Raw genomic sequence first — 23,175 nt, 5'->3', positions numbered from 1 at the left:
GGCTTGCCTGCGATAGCGGCGGTGAATTCACCACCACTATCGCAGGCAAGCCAGCTCCCACACTTTGCTCTGTGTTTACAGCAAACCGCCGCCGTCGATGTCGATGATCGCGCCGGTCATAAAGCCATTCTCCATGGCCAACACATACCCCGCCGCTACCTCCTCTGCTTGCCCCACACGCCCTACCGGCAACGCCCCGCCGGCCTTGGCATACATCGCCTGGCGCTGGTCTTCAGCCAACCCGGCATACGCCGGCGTATCAATCACCCCCGGGCTGATCACATTCACGCGGCGCGGTGCCAGCTCCTTGGCCAGTTGTTTGCCGAGGGCTTCGGTGGCCGCATTGATGCCGGTCTTGATGAACTGGCCAGGCACGCATTTACGACCCAACTGACCCGAGGTCAGGCTGATGCTGCCGTGCTCGGCCAGAAACGGCAGCGCCAGCTGGATAGCTCGCAGCGAACCCCAGAGTTTCACGTTGAAATTGTCCTGCGCCTCGGCCAGGTCGGTTTCGGCCAAGGGCTTGGCGCGCACTGTCGGGCCCGAGGTGTACACCAGGTGGTCAAAGCGCCCTACCGTCTCGAACAAACGCTGCAGCGAGGCGCTGTCGGTGGCATCGACCGGTTCGCTGCGCACACCGTTTGCGACACCCGAGGTCAGGCGGCGCCCGGCGAGCACCACGTGGGCACCACGGGCCGCCGCTGCCTCTGCCACGGCAGCACCAATGCCGCTGCTGCCACCGATCACGATGACGGTTTTGCCACTGAGGGACGATGTCATGAGAGAAAACCTGAATCAGAAAGTGAGCGTTCATCTTCCACGCTTGGCAATCGGCGAAAAATCCCGGTAAAACGACAAGATCTTTAAAGGATTTTTACAAATGAGCTCAATCCTTGATCTGGAAGTGTTTGTGCGCACCGCTGACACCGCAAGCCTTTCAGCCGCCGCGCGCGGGCTTGGCTTGACGCCCGCTGCCGCGAGCATTGCCCTCAAACGCCTGGAAACCCGCCTTGGCATTCGCCTGCTCGCTCGTTCCACACGCAGCATGCGCCTGACCGAAGAAGGCCGACGCTACCTCGACAGCGTGCGCGTTGCGCTGGAAGCCTTGTCGGAAGGCGAGCACGCCATCAAGCAGCAAGGCCAAAGCCTCAGCGGCTTGCTCCAACTGGCTGCGCCCTCGGATTTCGGGCGCAATGTGCTGCTGGGCTGGCTGGATGAGTTCAAGCTCGAACACCCGGATATCCGCCTGCAATTGTTGCTCAACGACAGCAATGCAGACTTGTTCCGCGACACTGTCGACATCGCCCTGCGCTTTGGTGTGCCGAGGGACTCCAGCCTGGTGGCGCTGCCGGTGGTGCCCGACCACCACCGCATTCCCTGCGCCAGCCCCGACTACCTGGCGCGCCACGGTACACCGCAGGCACCGGCTGACCTGGCGCACCACAGCACACTGCGCTACCTGCGCCGGGGGCAGGCCAATAACACCTGGTACTTTCGCCAGGGCACGCTGCTGCAAGAGGTCGAGGTGTCGGGCGATTACCTGAGTGACGACGGTGAAATCGTGCGGCGCTGGGCCTTGGCCGGGCATGGCATTGCCTACAAAGCCAACCTGGATGTCGCCCGCGATATCAAGGCCGGGCGGCTGGTGCCCTTGCTGCCGGACTGGAAAGGCGAACCCACGCCTTTCAACCTGATGTGCCCTCACCGCCTGCAAGTGTCGGAGCGGGTGAAAGTGCTGCACCGATTTTTACAGGCGCGCTGCCAGGCCTTGCTGTGTGAATGAAGAAACACGCCAAGGGGTTGTTCCAGAGCGGTTGAGTCTGCTATTGCATACCCACGTTTCCCTGCCATGAGGAGCTTTCCATGATTTACCGCACATTGGGCCAGTCCGGGTTGAAGGTCAGCGCGCTGACCCTGGGCACCATGATGTTTGGCGAACAAACCACTACCGAAGACTCGTTGCGCATCATCGACAAGGCCTGGGACCAGGGCATCAATTTCATCGACACGGCCGACGTCTACACCGGCGGGCGTTCCGAAGAAATCGTCGGCGAGGCGATTGCCCGTCATCGCGAAGACTGGGTGGTGGCCTCCAAGGTTGCCATCGGCCCAACCGACGGCCTGCCGAACCGCAGCGGTTTGAGCCGCAAGCGTATTTTCAATGCGCTGGAAGCCAGCCTGTCACGCCTCGATACCGACTACCTGGACATCTACTACCTGCACCGCGAAGACCACGACACACCGCTGGAAGTCACGGTGTCGGCGATTGGCGACCTGATCCGCCAGGGCAAAATTCGTTATTGGGGACTGTCCAACTACCGGGGCTGGCGCATTGCCGAAATCATCCGAGTGGCCGAACGTCTGGGTGTGGACCGTCCGGTTATCAGCCAACCGTTGTACAACATCGTCAACCGTCAGGCCGAGGTCGAGCAAATCACCGCTGCCGCTGCTTACGGCTTGGGTGTGGTGCCTTACAGCCCATTGGCCCGTGGCGTACTCAGCGGCAAATATGCGCCGGATGTCACCCCCGAAGCCGGCAGCCGCGCGGCACGCCAGGACAAGCGTATTCTGGAAACCGAATGGCGTGTGGAATCGCTGCGCATCGCCCAGCAGATTCAGCAGTACACCCAGGGGCGCGGCGTGGGGATTGTGGAGTTCGCGATTGCCTGGGTACTGAACAACTCGGCCGTCAGCTCGGCGATTGTCGGGCCGCGCACCGAGGCGCAGTGGGATGCCTACACGGGCGCGCTGGAGGTGAAGGTGACGGCCGAAGATGAGGCGTTTATTGATTCGCTGGTGACGCCGGGGCATTCGTCCACGCCGGGGTTCAATGATGTCAGCCATTTTGTGTCCGGGCGCGTGGCGCGCTGACAGGCCAAAAGCTACCGATATTGAGAAACTTTGTATTGAGCGGGCTTGCCCCGCGCCGGCCTGTGCAGCGGTCTCAAAAACGGGAGCGCTGCGCACTCCGGCGCAGGGCTTGCCCGCTCACCACAAAACAGCGCAACCTTCCCCCGCCAAAAGCACCATAATCCACACTCTTCTGAATCAATCGTTTTCGCGAGGACAGTGTGTCTAAAGGTGTTGTGTTATCGGTCCTGGCCTCGGTGTTGTTTGCCGTGATGTATTACTTCACATCATTGTTGACGCCGCTGAGTGGCCTGGAAATTTTCGGCTGGCGCATGCTGCTGACCGTGCCTTGCATGACCGTGTTCATGATGGTCAGCGGCGAATGGCGGCGGGTCTGGGAATTGCTGCGGATGCTGGCTGCCAAGCCGCGCTTGATCGGCGGCGTACTGGTGTCATCGGCATTGCTGGGCGTGCAGTTGTGGCTGTTCATGTGGGCGCCGCTGAATGGGCGCAGCCTGGATGTGTCGGTGGGGTATTTCCTGCTGCCTTTGACCATGGTGCTGACCGGGCGCCTGGTGTACGGCGAACGCTTGTCGCGTTTGCAGCAGATCGCGGTGTTTTTTGCCGCGCTCGGCGTGCTGAATGAGCTGTATCAGGCCGGTGGCTTTTCCTGGGCGACCCTTGTGGTCATCATCGGTTACCCGATTTACTTTGTCGTACGCAAACGCCTGACGACCGACCATCTGGGCGGCCTATGGCTGGACATGGCGCTGATGCTGCCGGTGGCGTGGTGGTTTGTGCAACATGGCGAGCAAGGCTTTGCGGTGATGGACATTCATCCGAAGCTGTATGCGCTGATTCCGATGCTGGGCGTCATCAGTGCCTCGGCGCTGGTGAGCTATATCGTCGCCAGCCGTTTGCTGCCGTTCAGCCTGTTCGGGCTGCTCAGTTACGTCGAACCGGTGCTGTTGCTGGCGGTGGCGTTGATATTGGGCGAAGGCATCAAGGGCAGCCAATGGTTGACCTATATACCGATCTGGCTGGCGGTGATGGTATTGGTGTACGAAGGCTTCAAGCATCTGGTACGTCAGCGCAAGGCCTGAATATCAGGCAATAAAAAGCCCGGCCGAAGCCGGGCTTTTTATTGGGTCAGTCGGCGGTCAATACACCCCGACGCACTTGATCACGCTCGATCGACTCGAACAGGGCCTTGAAGTTGCCTTCGCCAAATCCATCGTCGCCCTTGCGCTGGATGAACTCGAAGAACACCGGGCCCATCAGGGTTTCCGAGAAGATTTGCAGCAGCAGGCGCTTGTCGCCTTCAATCGAGGAGCCATCGAGCAGAATGCCACGTGCCTGCAGTTGGTCCACCGGCTCGCCGTGGTTTGGCAGGCGGCCTTCAAGCATTTCGTAGTAGGTGTCGGGCGGCGCGGTCATGAAGCGCATGCCGATCTTCTTCAGGGCGTCCCACGTCTTGATCAGGTCGTCGGTGAGGAACGCCACGTGCTGGATGCCCTCGCCATTGAACTGCATCAGGAACTCTTCGATCTGGCCCGCGCCCTTGGACGACTCCTCGTTCAGCGGAATACGGATCATGCCGTCCGGGGCGCTCATGGCTTTGGACGTCAGGCCGGTGTATTCGCCCTTGATGTCGAAGTAGCGCGCTTCACGGAAGTTGAACAGCTTCTCGTAGAAGTTGGCCCAATAGACCATGCGCCCCCGATAGACGTTGTGGGTCAGATGGTCGATGACCTTGAGGCCCGCACCCACCGGGTTGCGCTCGACGCCTTCGAGGTAGACAAAGTCGATGTCGTAGATCGAGCTGCCTTCGCCGAAACGGTCAATCAGGTACAGCGGTGCGCCACCGATGCCCTTGATGGCCGGCAGGTTCAGCTCCATCGGGCCGGTCTGGATATGGATGGGCTGGGCGCCGAGTTCCAGCGCGCGGTTGTAGGCTTGCTGCGAGTCTTTGACGCGGAACGCCATGCCGCACACCGATGGGCCGTGCTCGGCCGCAAAGTAGGACGCGAGGCTGTCGGGCTCGTTGTTGAGGATCAGGTTGATCTCGCCCTGGCGATACAGGTGCACGTTCTTGGAGCGGTGGGTCGCGACTTTGGTGAAGCCCATGATCTCGAAGATCGGCTCCAGGGTGCCCGGGGTGGGCGATGCGAATTCGATAAATTCAAAACCCATCAGGCCCATTGGGTTTTCATATTGGTCGGCCATGTTGGCGCCTCATTCTTGTAGTCAATAAAGAGTTATTTGCGAGCAAGGATGAGGTGGCAGGGTGGCGCACAGGAGAGCCCTCGCACGCTGCGGGCGAGGAAGTCACCAAAGATGAGGGGGGAGCCGAGTAGCTTCATGGTGTCATCAGTCTCTGACGGCCGAGGCTTGCGTGAGCGCAAGTCCATATTCTTGTATGCGTAAATCGATTCTACACAGCGTAACAGCGTTTGTCCGTACTCTTATCAAATCCCCATTGCCTGCGGCTGTGCAAGGGGTTTGTTGCACAGGTAGATGCCGAGCAGGATCAGCGCCCCGCCCACGGCCATAGGCAGCGTCAGTTGCTCGCCCAGCAGCACCGCGCCACAGACGACGGCCGTCAGCGGGTTAAGGGCAATAAAGACGCCTGCCCGGGTTGCGCCGATGTGGCGGATGCCGTCGTACCAGAAGATGTAAGCCACTGCCGAGCCCAGCACGCCGAGATAAAGCAGGCTCAGCCATTGTGCCGGCTCGATCGCGTGTACAGCGGCAGATGTCAGCCGGCCACTGAGTGCGCTGGTCATTGTCAGCATCAAGGTGCCGAGCAAGATTGACCAGGTCACCGTCTGCAACGCACCCAGCGACTGGTTAAGGCCACGGGAAAACAGCGAGTACGCGCCCCACCCCACCACGCAGCCAAAAATCAGCACATCGCCGACCCAGGCATGCGCGGCACCGTCCAGAAGCTTGGGGTTACGGCTGAAAATGACCGCCCCTGCACCGCCCAGGCACAAGGCGATGCCGATCAGTTTGGCCTGCCCCAAGCGTTCCTTGAACAGCAACCAAGACGCCAGCCCGATCACGGCCGGGTTCAACGCCACGATCAGCGAAGCCCTGGATGCATTGATGTAATGCAGCCCGTAGAAAAAGCACAGGTTGTAAACGTAAATGCCGAAGAAACCCAGCATCGCCAGTTGCACCAGTTGCCTTGCGCTGGGCCGAACCAGAGGAATACGGGCCAATGCCATGAATACCAGTAACGCCGCACTGGCCAGCGCAAAGCGCAACGTCGACGCCAGCAGCGGATCCACGCCGGATGCCAGGTAGCGGCCGGCAACAAAGGTGGCGCCCCAGATCATGGTGACCGAGGCGAGCTTCATGTAGGTCAGGCGGTCAGAGGAATGCGTCATCAAAACGTGCTCTTTTGGGATCAGGATTGGCGTATCCTCCAGCTAATGATCCATCATCGTAAAATGAGTAAACACTCATGACACTTACCCAGCTGGAAATCTTTTCGCGCGTGGCCGAGTTGCAGGGTTTTACCAGTGCTGCCCATCGTTTGGGGATCAGCCAGTCCGCGGTGTCCCATGCCATCAAAGCACTTGAGCTGGAACTGGGCGTCGAGTTGTTTCGCCGGCATCAAACCCAGGTTGAACTCAGTGACATCGGCCAGCAATTGCTGATGCGCGCACGCACCCTGCTCGGTGTGGTCAGCACCCTGCAACAAGAAGCTTCCGATGCGCGCGGGATGAAGCGTGGCACGCTGCGCATCGGCTCGTTCGGCCCGACATCGTCCAACCGCTTGCTGCCGCGCATTCTCAAGGCGTTTCGGCACGAGCACCCCGGCATCGAAGTGCATGTGGACGAAGGCCCGGACCGCCAAGTGATCCAGTGGCTGGAAGAACGGCGCATTGACGTGGGGTTTGTGGTGCTGGAGCAGGAGCGTTTCGATACGTTTGCACTGTTCAAGGACCAGATGGTTGCCTTGCTGCCCGCTGACCACCCTCTTTGCGCACAGCCCAACGTGACGCTGAAGGCGTTGTGTGAGGGCCCCTTTATCCTGACTGAAGCGGGCTCGCTGGAGCTGGTTTCACGATTGTTCAGTACAGCGCGGCTCACACCGAACGTGCGTTACCGCTATTCGCAGTTGCTCAGCACTGTGGCGGCGGTAAGCCGGGGCGATGGCGTCAGCGTGGTGGCGCAGGCGTCATTGCCCGAGGCAGCTGACCCTCGCTACCAGGTGCGGCCACTCTCCCCCCCCGTGAACCGTGAAATCGGCCTGGCGGTGCTGGACCAGCGTGAATCAACGCCGGCAGCGCGGGCGTTCATCACGCTGGCACAAGGCATGGATTTCTAGTCACCGCCCCCACCAAACGGTCAGGTGCGGCGAGCTTATTTCCTGCGGGCCATCTATCATCGATTCATCTGATTGGCCCTTCGGCGCTTTCCTCACTTTGCAACAGGCCGTTATACCCATGCCCCTGACTGTCAACGGCCCGCGAAAACGCGCCACCCGCTATTTGATAACCGGCCTCAGCGGCCTGCTGCCGATTGCGCTGGGGGTGGTCATCCTGCACTGGCAAGCTGAGCGGACCCTGGAGCAAAGCACCGCGCAGACCGCTCAGGAGGCAGTGCGCCAGTTTGACCTGATGCTCAACAACACGGCCCTCGCCGCTCAAAGCTTACTGCCGCTGGCAGGCCAGCCATGCGACAACGGCGCCCAACTGGCGCTACGCGAACAAGTGACGCGCCGGCCCTTTGTCCGAGCGACAACACTGTCCTGGCAAAAGAACATCTATTGCAGTTCGCTGTTCGGCGACCATTACCAGTCACCGGTGAACCCGGATGATTATGTAGATGGCACGCTGTGGTTGATGAATGGCAACCCGGTAACGCCGGATACGGCGCTGCTGGTCTACCGCTTGGTCGAGGGCGACAAGGCCGCGTTTGCATCCATTGACGGCTACCATCTGACCAACGCTTTGCGCCTTATCAGCCGCTACGCCCACTTGGTTCTGCAAGTCGGGCCGAACTGGCTGGATGCCGACGGGAAAGTCCATGAAGCGGCCGTGCCGCAATTCCCGGTGGCCCATCATCACCTGGCTTCCGCGCGCTATCACTACAGCGTCGATGCCGGCATGCCCTCCGGTGAGGTGTGGCGTTATATGGAAGCTCGCTACCCGGCGCTGTTCAGCTTGCTGGTATTTTTTGGCGTGCTGGCAGGCACGCTGGCGCATTGGCTGCAAAAGCGCTCATCAGCCCCGACCCACGAGCTGCAGCGTGCATTGGGTGCCAATGAGTTCATTCCGTATTTCCAGCCGGTGGTGCGCGGCGATACCCGAGAATGGGCCGGGTGCGAAGTATTGATGCGCTGGCAGCATCCGAAAGAAGGCCTGGTGCGCCCGGACCTGTTCATTCCATTGGCCGAGCATTCAGGGTTGATCGTGCCCATGACCCGGGCGCTGCTGCGCCAGACAGCTGCGCAACTTGCGCCTCATGCTGGGCGTTTCTCGCCGGGCTTCCACATTGGCGTGAACATTACCGCGCGCCATTGCCAGGATTTGGCGCTGGTGGACGACTGCCGGGAGTTTCTCGCCGCCTTCGCGCCAGGCCAGGTCACGCTGGTGCTGGAGTTGACCGAACGCGAGTTGATTGAACCGACCGACATCACCCGCAGCCTGTTCGACGCCTTGCATCAACTGGGGGTCATGATCGCAATCGATGACTTTGGAACCGGCCATTCCAGTCTGGGTTATTTGCGCAATTTTAATGTGGACTACTTGAAGATTGATCAAAGTTTCGTTGCCATGATTGGGGCTGACGCACTCTCGCGGCATATTCTGGACAGCATCATAGAACTGTCCGGCAAGCTGGACCTGGGCATTGTGGCCGAGGGCGTCGAAACCGCCGAACAGTGCGAATATCTGGCGGCGCAGGGGGTAGATTTCCTGCAAGGGTATCTGTTTGGTCGGCCATTGCCGTGTGCCGAGTTTATTAAATCTTTGGCAAGCCATTGAATAGCCAGCTACGGTGCTGGATGAAATATCTTATTGAGACAAAAGACGTGATTTACTCGTAGCGCATTAACTACTACAATTTTTCCTGCCTGAGCAGACTCGCAGAAAGGCCTCTTTCTTTGAGTTGTTTTATAAGCGCCTGGCTTATAGCTTTGTCTGCAGTTGATATCAGCAAACTACACTATTGGAGTACAGATTTTGTCCAGACTCGCCGAATTTCGCGCAGCAGAAAAAGCCCTTCAAGAACAGCTGGCCCAGCTGGAGTCCTTGAAGAACGACGCCGGCCTGAAGAAAGAAATCGAATTCGAAGAAAAGCTTCAAGCGCTGATGAAGAGCTACGGCAAGGGCCTGCGCGACATCATCTCGATTCTTGACCCCAACGCTGGCAAGGCCGGTGTTGCGGCCTCTGCCGCACCAAAACAACGCCGCGCACGTGTAGTCAAGGTTTACCACAACCCGCACACCGGCGAGCTGATCGAGACTAAAGGCGGCAACCACCGCGGCCTCAAGGCCTGGAAAGAAGAGCACGGTGCGGACACCGTAGAGTCCTGGTTGCGCAAGTGATCCGACTGGATTAAAAAAAAGCCCCGCGAATGCGGGGCTTTTTTTCAGGGTTCCAAAACGAACTTAACCAACGTTTCATTTTGTTCAAAATCGACCCGCTCGCCAGATTTAAAGTTTCAGGCTATCGCGCACCGAATTGACTTCATCCTTGCTGGCTTCGTAGGCATCGGCCTGGCCTGCGTACGAAAAAACATAGGCTTTATCAGCGTCAACCGCGCCCACCAATGTTTGCGACAACACGTGGCGTCCGTTCTCCGTAATCACGCAAGTAGTTTCCAGCGCGTCAAGCTTACTTAAAGTCGTTGGGTGCATCTTGCTGCACACGCTTTGATAACCACCACCGGCAAAATCCTTCTGGATGGATTTGCGCATCTCCAGCAATACCCCCTGAAGATTAACTTTATGGCCGGCCTCAATCGGTGTGCCGGTCAACTCCATGACCATCAAGGTATTGCCATTTTCATCATTCTTGATCGCGCGCTGGCGGGAAACAGCTTGAGGTTTTACCGGCGCCTCGCCGTCGGGGACGACTTCTTCGACCTGCCAGCCGCTGGGCCAGTGAATTTCCGGGTCAGCCGCCCACGCGAATGGGCTTCCCAACAGCAAACACACGGCACTCAACAGCGGTTTACGAAATTCAATCATTGCGAAAAACACCCAAGGTTCAAGCGGCAAAGTTTGAGCCCCCGCACCCGCTGGTCGCAAGGCCCGCGTGACCTTTTTCATTTGGCGCAGCGGGCAGGCCTTGCGTATCATGGCCTGGCTGCATGGACGCTTGCCGCAAGCCAACGGACCGCGCCTCATTTTTCAAGTCGCGTTTGCCCCATTTTTTTCTGGAGGGCCCATGAGCCTGCACGATCTGAACACTTTTGCGGGCGTCACTGCCCAACCTGACACCGCTACCGCGAACTTTGTGTTTAACCACACCATGCTGCGGGTCAAGGACATCACCAAATCGCTGGACTTTTACACCCGCGTCCTCGGTTTTTCCCTGGTTGAAAAGCGCGATTTCCCCGAAGCCGAATTCAGCCTGTACTTCCTGGCCCTGGTGGACAAGGCCCAGATACCGGCCGACGCCGCCGCGCGCACTCAGTGGATGAAGTCGATTCCAGGCATTCTGGAACTGACCCACAACCACGGCACCGAAAACGACGCCGATTTCGCCTACCACAACGGCAACACCGACCCGCGCGGCTTCGGCCACATCTGCATTTCGGTGCCGGATATCGTGGCGGCGTGCGAGCGTTTCGAAGCCTTGGGTTGCGACTTCCAGAAGCGCCTGAGTGATGGGCGCATGAAAAGCCTGGCCTTCATCAAGGACCCGGATGCGTACTGGGTTGAGATTATTCAACCAGCGCCGCTGTAAACGTATCGCCCAATAAAAAACCCATGATCGCTCATGGGTTTTTTTATGGCGGCTGAAGTTATGACGTGCGGATCAGGTGATCAAAAGCACTCAGGGAAGCCTTGGCGCCCTCGCCTACTGCAATCACGATCTGTTTGTACGGCACGGTAGTCACGTCACCGGCGGCAAACACACCCGGCAAAGAAGTTTCGCCACGCGCATCGACAATGATCTCACCACGCGGTGTCAGTTCCACAGTGCCTTTGAGCCAGTCGGTGTTAGGCAGCAAACCGATCTGCACAAAGATGCCTTCCAGGTCGATGGTCTTGAACTCGCCACTGTCGCGATCCTTGTAGGCCAGGCCGGTGACTTTCTGGCCATCACCTTTCACTTCACTGGTCAACGCACTGGTGATCACGTCTACGTTCTGCAGGCTGTAGAGCTTGCGCTGCAACACCGCGTCGGCGCGCAGCTTGCTGTCGAACTCAAGCAAGGTGACGTGGCTGACGATACCGGCCAGGTCGATGGCCGCTTCAACACCGGAGTTACCGCCGCCGATCACCGCCACGCGCTTGCCCTTGAACAACGGACCATCGCAGTGCGGGCAGAAACAGACGCCCTTGGCTTTGTACTCTTGCTCGCCCGGCACACCCATTTCGCGCCAGCGGGCACCGGTAGCCAGAATCACGGTCTTGGACTTGAGCGTGGCACCGCTTTCGAAGCGAATCTCATGCAACTCACCGGCGTTTTTCGCAGGGATCAAACTGCTGGCACGTTGCAGGTTCATGATGTCCACGTCGTACTGACGCACGTGGGCTTCAAGGGCGCTGGCCAGTTTCGGGCCTTCGGTTTCCTGCACCGAGATGAAGTTCTCGATGGACATGGTGTCCAGCACTTGCCCGCCAAAACGCTCAGCGGCCACGCCGGTGCGGATGCCTTTACGTGCAGCGTAGATCGCAGCAGCGGAACCGGCGGGACCACCACCAACCACCAGCACATCAAAGGCGTCTTTGGCGCTGATTTTCTCGGCGGCTTTTTCGATGCCGCTGGTGTCGAGCTTGGCGAGGATTTCTTCCAGGCCCATACGACCTTGGCCGAAGTTCACGCCGTTGAGGTAAACGCTCGGAACCGCCATGATCTGGCGCTCATCGACTTCTGCCTGAAACAGCGCGCCGTCAATGGCGACGTGGCGGATGTTCGGGTTAAGTACGGCCATCAGGTTCAACGCCTGGACCACGTCCGGGCAGTTCTGGCACGACAGCGAGAAGTACGTCTCGAAGCTGAACTCGCCTTTGAGGGCGCGGATCTGTTCAATCACTTCGACACTGGCCTTCGACGGGTGGCCACCGACTTGCAGCAGGGCCAACACCAGCGAAGTGAATTCATGGCCCATGGGGATGCCGGCGAAACGCAGGCTGATGTCGGCACCCGGGCGGTTGATGGAGAACGAAGGCTTGCGCGCATCATCGCCATCGGTTTTCAACGTAATCAGCGTGGTGAGGCTGACGACGTCTTGCAAAAGGGCAAGCATTTCCTGGGATTTCGCGCCGTCGTCGAGGGAGGCGACGATCTCGATCGGCTGGGTGACCCGTTCCAGGTATGACTTCAACTGAGCTTTAAGATTGGCGTCCAACATACGGGCGATTTCCTGTTCATTCGGTTTATTGCAGACAAAAAAACGCCCGAGCGAATCTCGCCCGGGCGTTTTGGGGGCGGTTGCAGCTTACTTAGGTGCGGAAACCCGCCCTTGAGACTTCACAGACTTAGATCTTGCCGACCAGGTCCAGGGACGGAGCCAGGGTGGCCTCGCCTTCTTTCCACTTGGCTGGGCACACTTCGCCTGGGTGAGCAGCAACGTACTGAGCGGCCTTGATTTTGCGCAGCAGCTCGGAAGCGTCACGGCCAACACCTCCGTCGTTCAGTTCAACGATTTTGATCTGGCCTTCCGGGTTGATCACGAAAGTACCGCGGTCTGCCAGGCCAGCTTCTTCGATCAGCACGTCGAAGTTGCGGGAGATGGTCAGAGTTGGGTCGCCGATCATGGTGTACTGGATTTTGCCGATGGCTGGCGAGGTGTTGTGCCAGGCAGCGTGAGCAAAGTGGGTGTCGGTGGAAACGCTGTAGATTTCGACGCCCAGCTTCTGGAATTCGGCGTAGTTGTCGGCCAGGTCTTCCAGCTCGGTTGGGCAAACGAAGGTGAAGTCAGCTGGGTAGAAGAACACAACGGACCATTTGCCTTTCAGGTCAGCGTCCGACACGTCTACGAAGTTGCCGTTTTTGTACGCGGTAGCTTTGAACGGTTTTACTTGGCTGTTGATGATAGGCATCGTTGACTCTCCGTCAGGGTTAAGAAGTTGATGAGATGAATCCTACCCACTCTTTCCGGCGATGGCTCATTGGCAAACCTGATGCTGACGATTGGTTTTCCCTATCAGGTATCTGTATTAATAGAAGAAATCTCAAATCAGCGGCGGGCTGGCCAATGTCATGCCGAGAAAGGGCGTCGCTTCAACATAGCGCATGGCCGATTTCATGTCGCTCCAGCCGACGTAACTCATCAGCGACTTCAAATCCCAGCCACTGCGATGGGCCCACGTGGCGAAGCCACGGCGCAGGGAATGGCTGGTGTATTGCTCGGCAGGGATGCCCGCACGCTCCAACGCCTGGCGCAACAAAGGGATCACACTGTTGGGGTGCAACCCCTCCTCGCTCAGGTTGCCCCAGCGGTCGATGCCTCTGAACACCGGGCCGCGCACTAAAGCCGAGGTACTCAGCCATTCGCTGTAGGCCTGCACGGGGCACAGGCGCAGCAATGCCGGGGTCTGATAGGTTTTGCCGAGGTTATCGCGGTCACTTTTGCTGCGCGGCAGATACAGACTGATGCCGGCGCCAGGGACAGCCTGGACGTGCTGAACATCCAGACGGCACAGCTCATCGCTACGAAAGCCGCGCCAGAAGCCGAGCAGGATCAATGCCGTGTCGCGCTTGGCACGCAGCAAGCGCGGTGGGTCCTGAGCCTCTGCCGCTTCCTTCGCTTCGGTTTCAAGTGATGCAACCACCTGCTCCAAATGCTTGAGCTGCAACGGCTCTGCCTGTTTTTCCCGCGCCGGGTGCACGGCGCGGATGCCCTTGAGCACTTTACGCACCACCGGCGCCTTGGTCGGGTCCGGGAACCCTTGGCTGGTGTGCCATTGCGCCAATGCCGAGAGCCGCAGCTTCAAGGTGTTCACGGCCAGCACGCCCGCATGGGCCACCAGGTAACGCGCCACGCTATCGCTGCTCGCGGGCAGAAACCCGCCCCAATTCACTTCGAAATGCTCGATGGCTGCGCGATAACTGCGCCGCGTGTTATCGCGGGTGGCTGCATTGAGATAACGATCCAGATCGCTCATGAGGGCGCTCATTCATACTGCTGAAGGGAATACCGGCGCTTAAAACCGACTGATACGGGATAATACGCCAATATCCCATCTGTTAAATCATGAATTTAAACGCATTTTTATCCGTGTTACAGTATGTATCTACATACCACGTACCACAGTACTAAATCGACGGAGACCCCATGGCTCGCGGCGGCATAAATAAAGCAGTAGTTCAGACGGCACGCCTGGCGATCCTTGCCCGAGGCGAGAACCCCAGCATCGATGCAGTCCGCATCGAAATGGGCAACACGGGTTCGAAAACCACGATTCACCGCTATTTGAAAGAACTGGACGAGAGCGAAACCCGCCTCACCATCACTGAAGCGCCGATTGACGACGAGCTCGGCGAACTGGTGGCACGACTCGCCCAGCGCCTGAAGGAGAAGGCTCAGGAGCCCATTGACTTGGCGCTGCAGCAGTTCGAGCAACACAAAGCCGCCCTGCTCGCCCAAGTCGAAGCACTTGAAGAGGCACACGGCCAACTCAAGCAACAATTTGAGATCCAGACTGCCGCTCTGTCGGAAGAAAGCGCCGCGCTGCAAACCACCCGCACCAGCCTGCAAACCGAGCAAACCCGAAATGCGGGACTCAGCCAGGCTTGCAATGATTACGAACTGAGGATCAACGACAAGGACGAGCAGATTCGCTCGCTGGAAGACAAGCACTTGCACGCTCGGGATGCCCTGGAGCATTACCGAAATGCGGTCAAGGAACAGCGCGAACAAGAGCAGCGACGCCACGAAAGCCAGTTGCAACAGGTGCAGGCAGAGATCCGCCAAGCCCAACAAAGTGCGATCGTGCGTCAGGATGAGATCACCCAGCTGCATCGAGACAACGAGCGTCTGTTGATTGAGCACCGCGTTACGGCAAAAGAGCTGGCTGCTGCGCTGGAGCAAGCCCGCAAAGACCAGGCTCAGCAGTCAACGCTGAGCGAGCACATCAGCCAAATTGAAAACGAACGCACCCTGCTCCAGGAACGCTTGCGCGTTGCGACAGTGGAAAGCCAGTCACGCCTGGAAACGCTGGAGCTTCAGCAGCAGGCCAACAAGGCGCAGGAATTGGACCTGATCAAGGCCCATTCCAGTATCGAGGCATTGCGCCTGGCAGCCGCCATTGCAGCGGCGCCAGAGGCAACGCCTGCAACCTGATCAATCGGCCTTTGGCGTGCGCATGGTGACGAATTCTTCCGCCGCCGTAGGGTGCACGCCGATGGTTTCGTCGAAGTGTTGCTTGGTTGCGCCCGCTTTGAGCGCGATTGCAAGACCTTGCACGATCTCGCCGGCGTCCGGGCCGACCATGTGGCAGCCCAGGACTTTGTCGGTGTCGGCATCGACCACCAGCTTCATCAGGGTTTTTTCCTGGCACTCGGTCAGGGTCAGCTTCATCGGGCGGAAACGGCTTTCGAAGATCTGCACCTTGTGCCCGCTCTTCTTCGCTTCTTCTTCCGTCAGGCCCACGGTACCGATGTTCGGCAGGCTGAACACCGCCGTCGGGATCATCGCGTAATCGACCGGACGATACTGCTCGGGCTTGAACAGGCGACGCGCAACCGCCATGCCTTCGGCCAGGGCCACCGGCGTCAATTGCACGCGGCCAATCACGTCGCCGATGGCCAGGATCGAGGATTCGGCAGTCTGGTACTGCTCATCCACTTTGACAAAGCCGCGCTCGTCCAGTGTGACGCCGGTGTTTTCCAGCCCCAGGTTATCCAGCATCGGGCGGCGGCCGGTGGCATAGAACACGCAATCGGCTTCCAGCACGCGGCCGTCTTTCAAGGTTGCCCTGAGGCTGCCATCGGCTTGTTTGTCGATGCGCTCGATGTCGGCGTTGAATTGCAGATCCAGGCCACGCTTGGTCAGCTCTTCTTTCAGATGGGTGCGCACCGATCCGTCAAAACCGCGCAGGAACAGGTCGCCGCGATACAGCAGTGAGGTCTGCGCGCCCAGGCCGTGGAAAATACCGGCGAACTCAACAGCGATGTAACCACCACCCACCACCAGAACACGTTTTGGCAACTCCTTAAGGAAGAACGCCTCATTGGAGCCAATCGCGTGCTCACGCCCCGGAATATCCGGAATTTGCGGCCAGCCGCCCGTGGCGATCAGAATATGCTTGGCAGTGAAGCGCTCGCCGTTGATTTCCACCTCATTGGGCCCCACCAGACGTGCATGCCCCTCATGCAGTGTCACGCCGCTGTTGACCAACAGGTTGCGGTAGATGCCATTGAGGCGATTGATTTCGCGGTCCTTGTTGGCGATCAGCGTCGCCCAGTCAAAGCTCGCCTCGCCCAATGACCAGCCAAAACCGCTGGCTTGCTCGAAGTCTTCAGCGAAATGCGCGCCATACACCAACAGCTTTTTCGGCACGCAGCCAACGTTTACACAGGTGCCGCCCAGGTAGCGGCTTTCCGCGACTGCTACTTTGGCACCAAAGCCCGCGGCAAAGCGCGCCGCCCGAACACCGCCGGAACCGGCGCCAATTACATACAGGTCAAAATCGTAGGCCATTTCACTCTCCTCGGCAGAACATCAGCATACCGACTTACATGGGGCTGAAAAACGAAAAAGCCACCCGAAGGTGGCTTTTTCACAGCAGGGCTACTTTGGATCAGTAGGCCTTGCCGGTTTTGTAGAAGTGCTCGTAGCAGAAGTTGGTCGCCTCAATGTAGCCTTCAGCGCCACCGCAGTCGAAACGCTGGCCCTTGAACTTGTAGGCAATCACGCAGCCGTCTTTGGCTTGCTTCAACAAGGCGTCAGTAATCTGAATTTCGCCGCCTTTGCCTGGCTCGGTTTCTTCGATCAGTTTGAAGATGTCCGGGGTCAGGATGTAACGGCCGATGATCGCCAGGTTCGAAGGCGCGTCTTCCGGTGCCGGTTTTTCAACCATGTCGCGTACGCGGATCAGACCGTCGCCAATGTCGTCGCCAGCAATCACGCCGTACTTGTTGGTTTCAGTCGGGTTCACTTCCATGACCGCAACGATGGTGCAGCGGTACTTCTGGTACAGCTTGACCATCTGGGTCAGTACGCCGTCGCCTTCCAGGTTGACGCACAGGTCGTCCGCCAATACCACGGCGAACGGTTCGTCACCGATCAGCGGGCGGCCGGTCAGGATTGCGTGGCCGAGGCCTTTCATCTGGGTCTGACGGGTGTAGGAGAACGAGCACTCGTCGAGCAATTTACGGATACCAACCAGGTACTTTTCCTTGTCGGTGCCCTTGATCTGGTTTTCCAGCTCGTAGCTGATATCGAAGTGATCTTCTAGCGCGCGCTTACCACGGCCGGTCACAATGGAGATTTCGTTCAGGCCGGCATCCAGTGCCTCTTCGACGCCGTACTGAATCAGTGGCTTGTTCACCACCGGCAGCATCTCTTTGGGCATGGCTTTGGTCGCTGGCAAGAAGCGAGTGCCGTAACCGGCTGCTGGGAACAAGCATTTCTTGATCATATGAGTCCTTACAAAGGGCTGTGCGTACGGAATTCGGCGCAGTCTAATCAGGCCGCAGTCACCTTACAATGGGTCCTGCTGGCGTTGCGATGTCAACATAGAGAAAAAATGTCGGCGTAAGTTCCGCTGATCCTGCACACGGCCTTACCAGCGGCACCACAACCCACACCCTGCCCCGCCCCGTTTCAAAGGGCTTCTACCGTTTTAGCACGGTTTTTCCTGCTGGGCACTGACCTGTAACAACTTGCCCGCCTGCAGGGTATTTGGCGCTATCATGGCCCGCTTGAACCACACCACGAGATTGATAGATGTCGGAACCAAAAGGCGTAAACGGCTACCTGATCACACAGCGAGCGGACGGCTGGCACTTGATCAACTTCCACGGCGACAGCGTTGCCGGCGCATTCGCAACCGAACGCGAAGCCATTGCAGTGGCTGAAGTGTTTGTGGATGAAGCAGGCCACGCGTCGAGCAAACGACCCAAAGGCAAGTAAGCCGCGCACTGCTCCCCAAAAAAGCCCCGTTGACCGGGGCTTTTTTGTGCGCGTTGATATTTTCAGTCGGGACACTTATTGCCCTGCGCCTTGCGTTAGTTGGTCGAAACCACAATAGCCACCATTGTTTTTGTGGCGCTGTAATCCTAGTCTTACAGATATCGCCAAGTATAAAACATTCTCACTAAGCGTCATGTAGTTAACTTCCTACAGTCGCATTTCTATTTTTTGCAAATAGCCATAACTCTCTTACACATTCCGACACACCCAAACTACGCAACTAAACGAATCCGGCGACTTACTTTTTCTCGCACAGACCGGACAATTGCCGGGCTTCGAACAAACCGGATTTTGCAATGCAAATAGTTGGAAAAACCAACTGCGTCACACTGCAACTTTGGAAAACTCGAAGCGATAACAACAGGTTCGCAATGGCGTTGGCCATTCTTGCACGCCTGGAAAATCCTGCACGCAACTGTGACGGGATTTATTCATGACTTTTACTAATAGATGGGTCTTTGCAAATGAAAACTGAAATGAAAACTGCGCTGTTGGCTATCAGTCTGCTCGTGGGTTCGATCTCCACTGCCCAGGCAGCGGATGGAACGGTTACGTTTTTGGGGTCGGTTCACTCGGGCGCTTGTTCCATCAAGCCTGAATCCGTGGATCAGTCAGTTCACCTGGGGGCCATTGCAAAGCACCAATTGCAAAATGGCGGCAAATCCAACCCACGGCCTGTACGAATCGAACTTGAGGGCTGTGATCTGACTGGCCTTACCGACAACACCGTCACCACCACCTTCACCGCTGCACCGTCGACCGTGGTACCGGGTGCGATCGGCACCGTCGGGGGCGCGGGCAACATCGGCGTGATGATGACCCATGGCGGCAGCCCGATTGAACTCGGCGTGCCGACCACCCCACAAGCCATTGTCGCCGGTGATAACACTCTGGAGTTCGGTGCCTACGTGCAAGGTGCTGCGACCGGTGCTGTCGTTCCGGGTGATTTCACTGCAGTCACCAACTTCACCCTGGCTTATCAGTAAGTGATTCCCCCGCCACTTGTTCAAGTGGCGGGGGAAATCTGGCGGGAGACCACAGTGAAAACATTCATAAGCCTCGCTATTACCACTTCACTGATGACGCTCATCAGCCCCTGCGCGGTTGCGCAAAATCAAGGCGATGGCGTTGTCACACTCGGCGGACAAATCATTGATTCCGCCTGCGGGCTGGAACTGTCCAGTGTCGATCAAACGATCGAGATGCCTGCCGAGCCCATCGGCCGGCTTTTGCGCAATGCGCTGGGCGCCCCCCACCCCTTCCAACTGCGGTTGATCAATTGCTCATTGACCCGCCCTGACCCGAATCGCCCTGGCGCTACGTTGCCTGACTGGGAACACCTGAGGGTGACGTTTGACGGCGCTCGCGACAGGGACGGCCGTTCCTTTGCGGCTTCAGGTCTGTCCCAGGGGGTGGCTTTGCATATTTGGGACTCCAGGGGCGAGGAAAGTGTCCCGGGCGAGCGGATGACTCCGCATCCGTTGAATGAAGGTGACATGACGCTGAACTACACACTTCGCCTGGTCGGCAACGGGCTGCAGATGTTGCCAGGCGCTCACAGTGCTGCGGTGCGGTTCAAGTTGGAATACTTTTGAACATTGATGGGTTGCTTTCATGCTGAATGCGTCGAAGATCAAAAAAACAATGCGCCCTCGTTTATTGGTGGGCAGCTTAATGTCTGTGGCAGGCACCGCGCTGGCTGCCGGAGATATCGAATTTAATACCGACGTTCTTGATCTTAATGATCGTTCTAATATTGATTTGTCCCAGTTTGCACGCAGCGGCTTTATTCTGCCGGGCACGTATTCAATGGTTATACAGATTAATAACCAGCCCATTTCAGAACACTCAGTGGCGTTTTACCCGCCCGACGGTGACCCCAAAGGCAGCCAGGCCTGTTTATCCCGAAACCTTGTAGAGCAATTGGGTTTAAAGAAGTCCGGTGCCGCCAAGTTGGTGTGGTGGAAAGAGGGCGAGTGTCTGGAGACTCAAAGTTTGCCAGGGATGGAAGTCAGTGGCGATCTGGCCACTTCCACCCTCAACATTAACTTGCCTCAAGCCTACCTTGAATACAGCGCCATCAATTGGGACCCGCCCTCACGCTGGGATGACGGAGTACCAGGGTTGCTGATTGACTACAACATGACGGCGCAAACCAGTCACCAGAAAAATGACCGCACGCGCAACAACCTCAGTGGCAACGGCACCGTCGGGGCCAATGCCGGCGCCTGGCGCTTGAGGGCGGATTGGCAGGGCCGTGTTGACCAGGACCGCTCGGATTCGTCCGGGCGCCGGCAGCAATTGGAGTGGAGCCGCTATTACGCCTACCGCGCTATTCCGCAACTGCAGGCACGGCTGATCGTGGGCGAAAACTATCTGTACTCGGACCTGTTTGACAGCTTCCGTTTTACCGGTGCCGCGCTCAACTCGGACGAAAGCCAGTTGCCACCCAACTTGCGCGGCTATGCCCCGGAAGTGGTTGGCGTGGCCAAAACCAACGCCAAGGTCATCGTCAGCCAACAAGGGCGCGTGCTCTATGAAACGCTGGTTGCGGCAGGCCCTTTTCGCATTCAAGACCTGAACGATGCGGTGACCGGGCGGCTGGATGTGCGGGTGGAAGAACAGGATGGCTCGGTGCACACCTTCCAGTTCGATACCGCTGGCGTGCCCTACCTCACGCGCCCCGGGCACGTTCGGTACAAGGTGTCCGCAGGGCGACCGTCCAATCTTCAATACGGCGCCGACGGAGACTTTTTCGGAACCGGGGAGTTTTCGTGGGGGGTCAGCAACGGCTGGTCGCTGTATGGCGGCGGCATCACGGACAACAACTACGGCGCCCTGTCGGCCGGTGTGGGCCGCGACCTGCTGGCATTCGGTGCGCTCTCGGTGGATGTTACTCAATCCCGTGCCGAGCTGTGGGGCGAAACGCTCTCGGGCAAATCGTACCGCCTTCAATATTCCAAGCACTTCGAAGAGTACGACAGCCAAGTCACTTTCGCCGGCTACCGGTTTTCCGAGAAGAACTACCTGAGCATGAGTGAATACCTGGATGCTCGTCATTACGGCATGAACGGCGAACTCGCCGGGCGTGACCCCAACGGTGAGCTTCCAAGGGATTGGCGACCGATCGGCGACAGCAAGGCGCTCTATACCGCGACTGTGAACAAGCAGTTCCGTGATCTGGGGGCCACGGTGTACGCCAGCTACAACAAACAAACCTATTGGGGGCGCCCCGCCACTCAGCGCTGGAACCTGTCGGCGTCACGCTACTTCAATATGGGCAGCGTCAAAAACATGAACCTGTCCCTGAACCTGCACCGCACTCAGGAGTACAACTACCGCGATAACGGTCTCTCGCTGACGGTCAGCCTGCCGTTTGGGCCCACCGGCACACTGTCGATGGACGCCAACCGAACCTCAGGCAAGAACGGTTTCGGCACGCGTTACAGCGACCGCCTGGATGAGCGCAACAGTTACCAGATCAGCGCCAGCGACAAGGCCGCCAGTGGTTACCTGAACCATGTCGGCGACCAGGCTGACATCGACCTTGCCGCCAGCAAGCAGGAAGGCGGTTATTCCACGCTCAGCGTATCGGCTCGTGGCGGCGGCACGCTCACGCCTCATGGCGCGGCCCTGCATCGTACCAACAGTACCGGCGGAACCCGCCTGATGGTCGACACCGGCGGTGTACCGGATGTGCCGGTGCGCGGTTACGGCGCACCAACCCGCAGCAATGCGTTCGGCAAAGCGGTGATTGCCGACGTCGGCAGCTACCTGCGTACGGCCGCCAGTGTCGACCTGGAGAAGTTGCCGAGCAATATCGAAGCCACCTCATCCGTTACGCAACTGACGCTCACCGAAGGCGCTATCGGTTATCGGTCGCTGGCGGTGATTGCCGGCGAGAAAGCCATGGCCGTTCTGCGCCTGCCCGATGGCAGTTCACCACCTTTCGGCGCAACGGTGAAAAACGTGAAACAGCAGGACACCGGCATTGTGAACGATGGCGGCAACGTCTACCTGAGCGGCATTCAGGCCGGCGAACGAATGGTCGTCAGTTGGGGCGGCACCGAACGCTGCATCCTGACTCTGCCCGACGTGTTGCCGGCTGATGGTTTGACTGACGCCCTGCAACTGGGCTGCCAACTGGTAGCCACTGAACAACCCTTGACCGAGCCCGCCACATTGACCGGCAAGCGTACCGATACGGAGAAAACATCCTCATGATGCCGAACACACGTTTCACCCTCACGGCCCTCACCTTGCTGGTTCTGGGCTTGAGCCAGAACGCCAACGCCGCCGTGGGCCTGGACCGCACTCGCGTGATTTTTGATGGTGGCAAAGAGGCTACCAGCGTGAACATCACCAACAACAACACCCAATTGCCCTATTTGGCTCAGGGCTGGATCGAGGACGAAGCAGGCAAAAAAATCACCTCGCCATTGATCGTGCTACCACCGGTACAACGCCTGGAACCTGGCAAACAAAGCCAGCTGAAAGTGCAGGCGTTACCGGCCGCCAAGTCGTTACCGCAGGATCGGGAGACGGTTTATTACTTCAATTTGCGCGAAATTCCGCCGCGCAGTGACAAGCCCAACACCCTGCAAATTGCCCTGCAGACGCGCATCAAATTGTTCTACCGGCCGCAAGCCATTGCGCCAAGTCAGCAAGACCTGTCCAACCCGTGGCAGGAAAAGCTGACGCTCGTTCGCGAAGGCGAACGTTATCAGGTGAACAACCCCACGCCCTACTACGTCACCCTCGTGGATGCGCGCAGTAGCAAGGACGGAAAAACCGTGCCCGGCTTTGAACCCTTGATGGTTCCACCGAAAGGCTCGCTGCCCCTGGGGCTCACGGTGAAAGAACTCGGCGCAACCCCACACTTGGCTTACGTCAACGATTACGGCGGACGCCCGCTGATGGCTTTCACCTGCAGTGGCGACACCTGCAAAGTCAACGCGCAAGCCTCGACGCCCAACAAGTAGTGCCTGCTGCTG

General features: G+C 58.4%; 22 protein-coding genes. 13 read left to right on the top strand and 9 right to left on the bottom strand.

Annotated elements, in window-relative coordinates; genetic code table 11:
- Window positions 1-75: 75 nt before the first annotated feature.
- On the bottom strand, window positions 76-780 hold the full coding sequence (locus AB4P94_RS21715) for an SDR family oxidoreductase (protein WP_395607375.1): 705 nt from the start codon (window positions 778-780) through the stop codon (window positions 76-78).
- A gap of 100 nt (window positions 781-880) precedes the next feature.
- Here AB4P94_RS21715 and AB4P94_RS21710 point away from each other — a divergent pair, with 100 nt between their 5' ends.
- From AB4P94_RS21710 to rarD, 3 genes are all read left to right on the top strand, one after another.
- Window positions 881-1,783: a LysR family transcriptional regulator gene (locus AB4P94_RS21710; RefSeq protein WP_395607374.1), complete on the top strand. Its 903-nt coding sequence runs from the start codon at window positions 881-883 to the stop codon at window positions 1,781-1,783.
- Between the two features lie 80 nt (window positions 1,784-1,863).
- Complete coding sequence (locus AB4P94_RS21705) at window positions 1,864-2,871, top strand: aldo/keto reductase (protein ID WP_395607373.1); 1,008 nt, start codon at window positions 1,864-1,866, stop codon at window positions 2,869-2,871.
- Between the two features lie 200 nt (window positions 2,872-3,071).
- Window positions 3,072-3,953, top strand: coding sequence for an EamA family transporter RarD (rarD, locus tag AB4P94_RS21700; protein ID WP_395607372.1), 882 nt, complete (start codon window positions 3,072-3,074; stop codon window positions 3,951-3,953).
- 46 nt (window positions 3,954-3,999) lie between these two features.
- Here rarD and hppD read toward each other — a convergent pair whose 3' ends face one another.
- A complete protein-coding gene (gene hppD, locus AB4P94_RS21695; RefSeq protein ID WP_395607371.1) occupies window positions 4,000-5,076 on the bottom strand; it encodes a 4-hydroxyphenylpyruvate dioxygenase in 1,077 nt (358 codons plus the stop codon).
- A gap of 242 nt (window positions 5,077-5,318) precedes the next feature.
- Complete coding sequence (locus AB4P94_RS21690) at window positions 5,319-6,242, bottom strand: DMT family transporter (protein WP_395607370.1); 924 nt, start codon at window positions 6,240-6,242, stop codon at window positions 5,319-5,321.
- Window positions 6,243-6,319: 77 nt separating this feature from the next.
- Between AB4P94_RS21690 and AB4P94_RS21685 the strand changes: the two genes are divergently transcribed.
- From AB4P94_RS21685 to AB4P94_RS21675, 3 genes are all read left to right on the top strand, one after another.
- Complete coding sequence (locus AB4P94_RS21685) at window positions 6,320-7,189, top strand: LysR family transcriptional regulator (RefSeq protein ID WP_395607369.1); 870 nt, start codon at window positions 6,320-6,322, stop codon at window positions 7,187-7,189.
- A gap of 118 nt (window positions 7,190-7,307) precedes the next feature.
- Window positions 7,308-8,849 carry an EAL domain-containing protein gene (locus AB4P94_RS21680; protein ID WP_395607368.1) on the top strand — a complete coding sequence of 514 codons (1,542 nt, stop codon included), beginning with the start codon at window positions 7,308-7,310 and terminating at the stop codon, window positions 8,847-8,849.
- A 198-nt stretch (window positions 8,850-9,047) separates the two neighbouring features.
- Window positions 9,048-9,413 carry a histone-like nucleoid-structuring protein, MvaT/MvaU family gene (locus tag AB4P94_RS21675; protein WP_395607367.1) on the top strand — a complete coding sequence of 122 codons (366 nt, stop codon included), beginning with the start codon at window positions 9,048-9,050 and terminating at the stop codon, window positions 9,411-9,413.
- A gap of 108 nt (window positions 9,414-9,521) precedes the next feature.
- Here AB4P94_RS21675 and AB4P94_RS21670 read toward each other — a convergent pair whose 3' ends face one another.
- A complete protein-coding gene (locus tag AB4P94_RS21670) occupies window positions 9,522-10,058 on the bottom strand; it encodes a DUF4946 domain-containing protein (protein ID WP_395611373.1) in 537 nt (178 codons plus the stop codon).
- A 199-nt stretch (window positions 10,059-10,257) separates the two neighbouring features.
- On the opposite strand from AB4P94_RS21670, the gene gloA reads away from it, so the two are divergent.
- Window positions 10,258-10,779: a lactoylglutathione lyase gene (gloA, locus tag AB4P94_RS21665; protein ID WP_395607366.1), complete on the top strand. Its 522-nt coding sequence runs from the start codon at window positions 10,258-10,260 to the stop codon at window positions 10,777-10,779.
- A gap of 58 nt (window positions 10,780-10,837) precedes the next feature.
- On the opposite strand, the gene ahpF is transcribed toward gloA, so the two are convergent.
- From ahpF to AB4P94_RS21650, 3 genes are all read right to left on the bottom strand, one after another.
- Window positions 10,838-12,394 carry an alkyl hydroperoxide reductase subunit F gene (ahpF, locus tag AB4P94_RS21660; RefSeq protein WP_395607365.1) on the bottom strand — a complete coding sequence of 519 codons (1,557 nt, stop codon included), beginning with the start codon at window positions 12,392-12,394 and terminating at the stop codon, window positions 10,838-10,840.
- Between the two features lie 127 nt (window positions 12,395-12,521).
- Window positions 12,522-13,085 carry an alkyl hydroperoxide reductase subunit C gene (ahpC, locus tag AB4P94_RS21655; protein WP_010210361.1) on the bottom strand — a complete coding sequence of 188 codons (564 nt, stop codon included), beginning with the start codon at window positions 13,083-13,085 and terminating at the stop codon, window positions 12,522-12,524.
- A 132-nt stretch (window positions 13,086-13,217) separates the two neighbouring features.
- Window positions 13,218-14,150, bottom strand: coding sequence for a site-specific integrase (locus AB4P94_RS21650; protein WP_395607364.1), 933 nt, complete (start codon window positions 14,148-14,150; stop codon window positions 13,218-13,220).
- Window positions 14,151-14,320: 170 nt separating this feature from the next.
- Here AB4P94_RS21650 and AB4P94_RS21645 point away from each other — a divergent pair, with 170 nt between their 5' ends.
- Window positions 14,321-15,328, top strand: a complete 1,008-nt coding sequence (locus AB4P94_RS21645; protein ID WP_395607363.1) for a DNA-binding protein — start codon at window positions 14,321-14,323, stop codon at window positions 15,326-15,328.
- Here the strand turns inward: AB4P94_RS21645 and gorA are convergent, their stop codons facing one another.
- Together gorA and galU are read right to left on the bottom strand one after the other, a co-directional pair.
- Window positions 15,329-16,687 carry a glutathione-disulfide reductase gene (gorA, locus tag AB4P94_RS21640; RefSeq protein ID WP_395607362.1) on the bottom strand — a complete coding sequence of 453 codons (1,359 nt, stop codon included), beginning with the start codon at window positions 16,685-16,687 and terminating at the stop codon, window positions 15,329-15,331.
- A gap of 100 nt (window positions 16,688-16,787) precedes the next feature.
- On the bottom strand, window positions 16,788-17,627 hold the full coding sequence (gene galU / locus AB4P94_RS21635) for a UTP--glucose-1-phosphate uridylyltransferase GalU (protein WP_003173830.1): 840 nt from the start codon (window positions 17,625-17,627) through the stop codon (window positions 16,788-16,790).
- A gap of 308 nt (window positions 17,628-17,935) precedes the next feature.
- Here galU and AB4P94_RS21630 point away from each other — a divergent pair, with 308 nt between their 5' ends.
- From AB4P94_RS21630 to AB4P94_RS21610, 5 genes are all read left to right on the top strand, one after another.
- Window positions 17,936-18,121, top strand: a complete 186-nt coding sequence (locus tag AB4P94_RS21630) for a hypothetical protein (RefSeq protein ID WP_071484118.1) — start codon at window positions 17,936-17,938, stop codon at window positions 18,119-18,121.
- Window positions 18,122-18,657: 536 nt separating this feature from the next.
- Window positions 18,658-19,167, top strand: a complete 510-nt coding sequence (locus AB4P94_RS21625) for a fimbrial protein (RefSeq protein ID WP_395607361.1) — start codon at window positions 18,658-18,660, stop codon at window positions 19,165-19,167.
- Between the two features lie 54 nt (window positions 19,168-19,221).
- Window positions 19,222-19,776 carry a fimbrial protein gene (locus tag AB4P94_RS21620; protein WP_395607360.1) on the top strand — a complete coding sequence of 185 codons (555 nt, stop codon included), beginning with the start codon at window positions 19,222-19,224 and terminating at the stop codon, window positions 19,774-19,776.
- A 19-nt stretch (window positions 19,777-19,795) separates the two neighbouring features.
- Window positions 19,796-22,405: an outer membrane usher protein gene (locus tag AB4P94_RS21615; protein ID WP_395607359.1), complete on the top strand. Its 2,610-nt coding sequence runs from the start codon at window positions 19,796-19,798 to the stop codon at window positions 22,403-22,405.
- On the top strand, window positions 22,402-23,163 hold the full coding sequence (locus AB4P94_RS21610) for a fimbria/pilus periplasmic chaperone (RefSeq protein WP_395607358.1): 762 nt from the start codon (window positions 22,402-22,404) through the stop codon (window positions 23,161-23,163). Before AB4P94_RS21615 ends, AB4P94_RS21610 begins: the two co-directional genes overlap by 4 nt.
- Window positions 23,164-23,175: the final 12 nt, after the last annotated feature.

The sequence above is a fragment of the Pseudomonas sp. B22129 genome (genome assembly GCF_044218875.1).
Lineage (GTDB): Bacteria > Pseudomonadota > Gammaproteobacteria > Pseudomonadales > Pseudomonadaceae > Aquipseudomonas.
Note: the sequence above shows the minus strand (reverse complement) of the source record. Positions and strands in the feature narration are given on the sequence as shown.

Bases quoted from the DNA above. Each gene is read 5' to 3' on its own strand.
- AB4P94_RS21715 (WP_395607375.1), bottom strand. From the start codon at position 780: ATGACATCGTCCCTCAGTGGCAAAACCGTCATCGTGATCGGTGGCAGC.
- AB4P94_RS21710 (WP_395607374.1), top strand. From the start codon at position 881: ATGAGCTCAATCCTTGATCTGGAAGTGTTTGTGCGCACCGCTGACACC.
- AB4P94_RS21705 (WP_395607373.1), top strand. From the start codon at position 1,864: ATGATTTACCGCACATTGGGCCAGTCCGGGTTGAAGGTCAGCGCGCTG.
- hppD (WP_395607371.1), bottom strand. From the start codon at position 5,076: ATGGCCGACCAATATGAAAACCCAATGGGCCTGATGGGTTTTGAATTT.
- AB4P94_RS21690 (WP_395607370.1), bottom strand. From the start codon at position 6,242: ATGACGCATTCCTCTGACCGCCTGACCTACATGAAGCTCGCCTCGGTC.
- AB4P94_RS21685 (WP_395607369.1), top strand. From the start codon at position 6,320: ATGACACTTACCCAGCTGGAAATCTTTTCGCGCGTGGCCGAGTTGCAG.
- AB4P94_RS21680 (WP_395607368.1), top strand. From the start codon at position 7,308: ATGCCCCTGACTGTCAACGGCCCGCGAAAACGCGCCACCCGCTATTTG.
- AB4P94_RS21670 (WP_395611373.1), bottom strand. From the start codon at position 10,058: ATGATTGAATTTCGTAAACCGCTGTTGAGTGCCGTGTGTTTGCTGTTG.
- gloA (WP_395607366.1), top strand. From the start codon at position 10,258: ATGAGCCTGCACGATCTGAACACTTTTGCGGGCGTCACTGCCCAACCT.
- ahpF (WP_395607365.1), bottom strand. From the start codon at position 12,394: ATGTTGGACGCCAATCTTAAAGCTCAGTTGAAGTCATACCTGGAACGG.
- ahpC (WP_010210361.1), bottom strand. From the start codon at position 13,085: ATGCCTATCATCAACAGCCAAGTAAAACCGTTCAAAGCTACCGCGTAC.
- AB4P94_RS21650 (WP_395607364.1), bottom strand. From the start codon at position 14,150: ATGAGCGATCTGGATCGTTATCTCAATGCAGCCACCCGCGATAACACG.
- AB4P94_RS21645 (WP_395607363.1), top strand. From the start codon at position 14,321: ATGGCTCGCGGCGGCATAAATAAAGCAGTAGTTCAGACGGCACGCCTG.
- gorA (WP_395607362.1), bottom strand. From the start codon at position 16,687: ATGGCCTACGATTTTGACCTGTATGTAATTGGCGCCGGTTCCGGCGGT.
- galU (WP_003173830.1), bottom strand. From the start codon at position 17,627: ATGATCAAGAAATGCTTGTTCCCAGCAGCCGGTTACGGCACTCGCTTC.
- AB4P94_RS21630 (WP_071484118.1), top strand. From the start codon at position 17,936: ATGTCGGAACCAAAAGGCGTAAACGGCTACCTGATCACACAGCGAGCG.
- AB4P94_RS21625 (WP_395607361.1), top strand. From the start codon at position 18,658: ATGAAAACTGCGCTGTTGGCTATCAGTCTGCTCGTGGGTTCGATCTCC.
- AB4P94_RS21615 (WP_395607359.1), top strand. From the start codon at position 19,796: ATGCTGAATGCGTCGAAGATCAAAAAAACAATGCGCCCTCGTTTATTG.
- AB4P94_RS21610 (WP_395607358.1), top strand. From the start codon at position 22,402: ATGATGCCGAACACACGTTTCACCCTCACGGCCCTCACCTTGCTGGTT.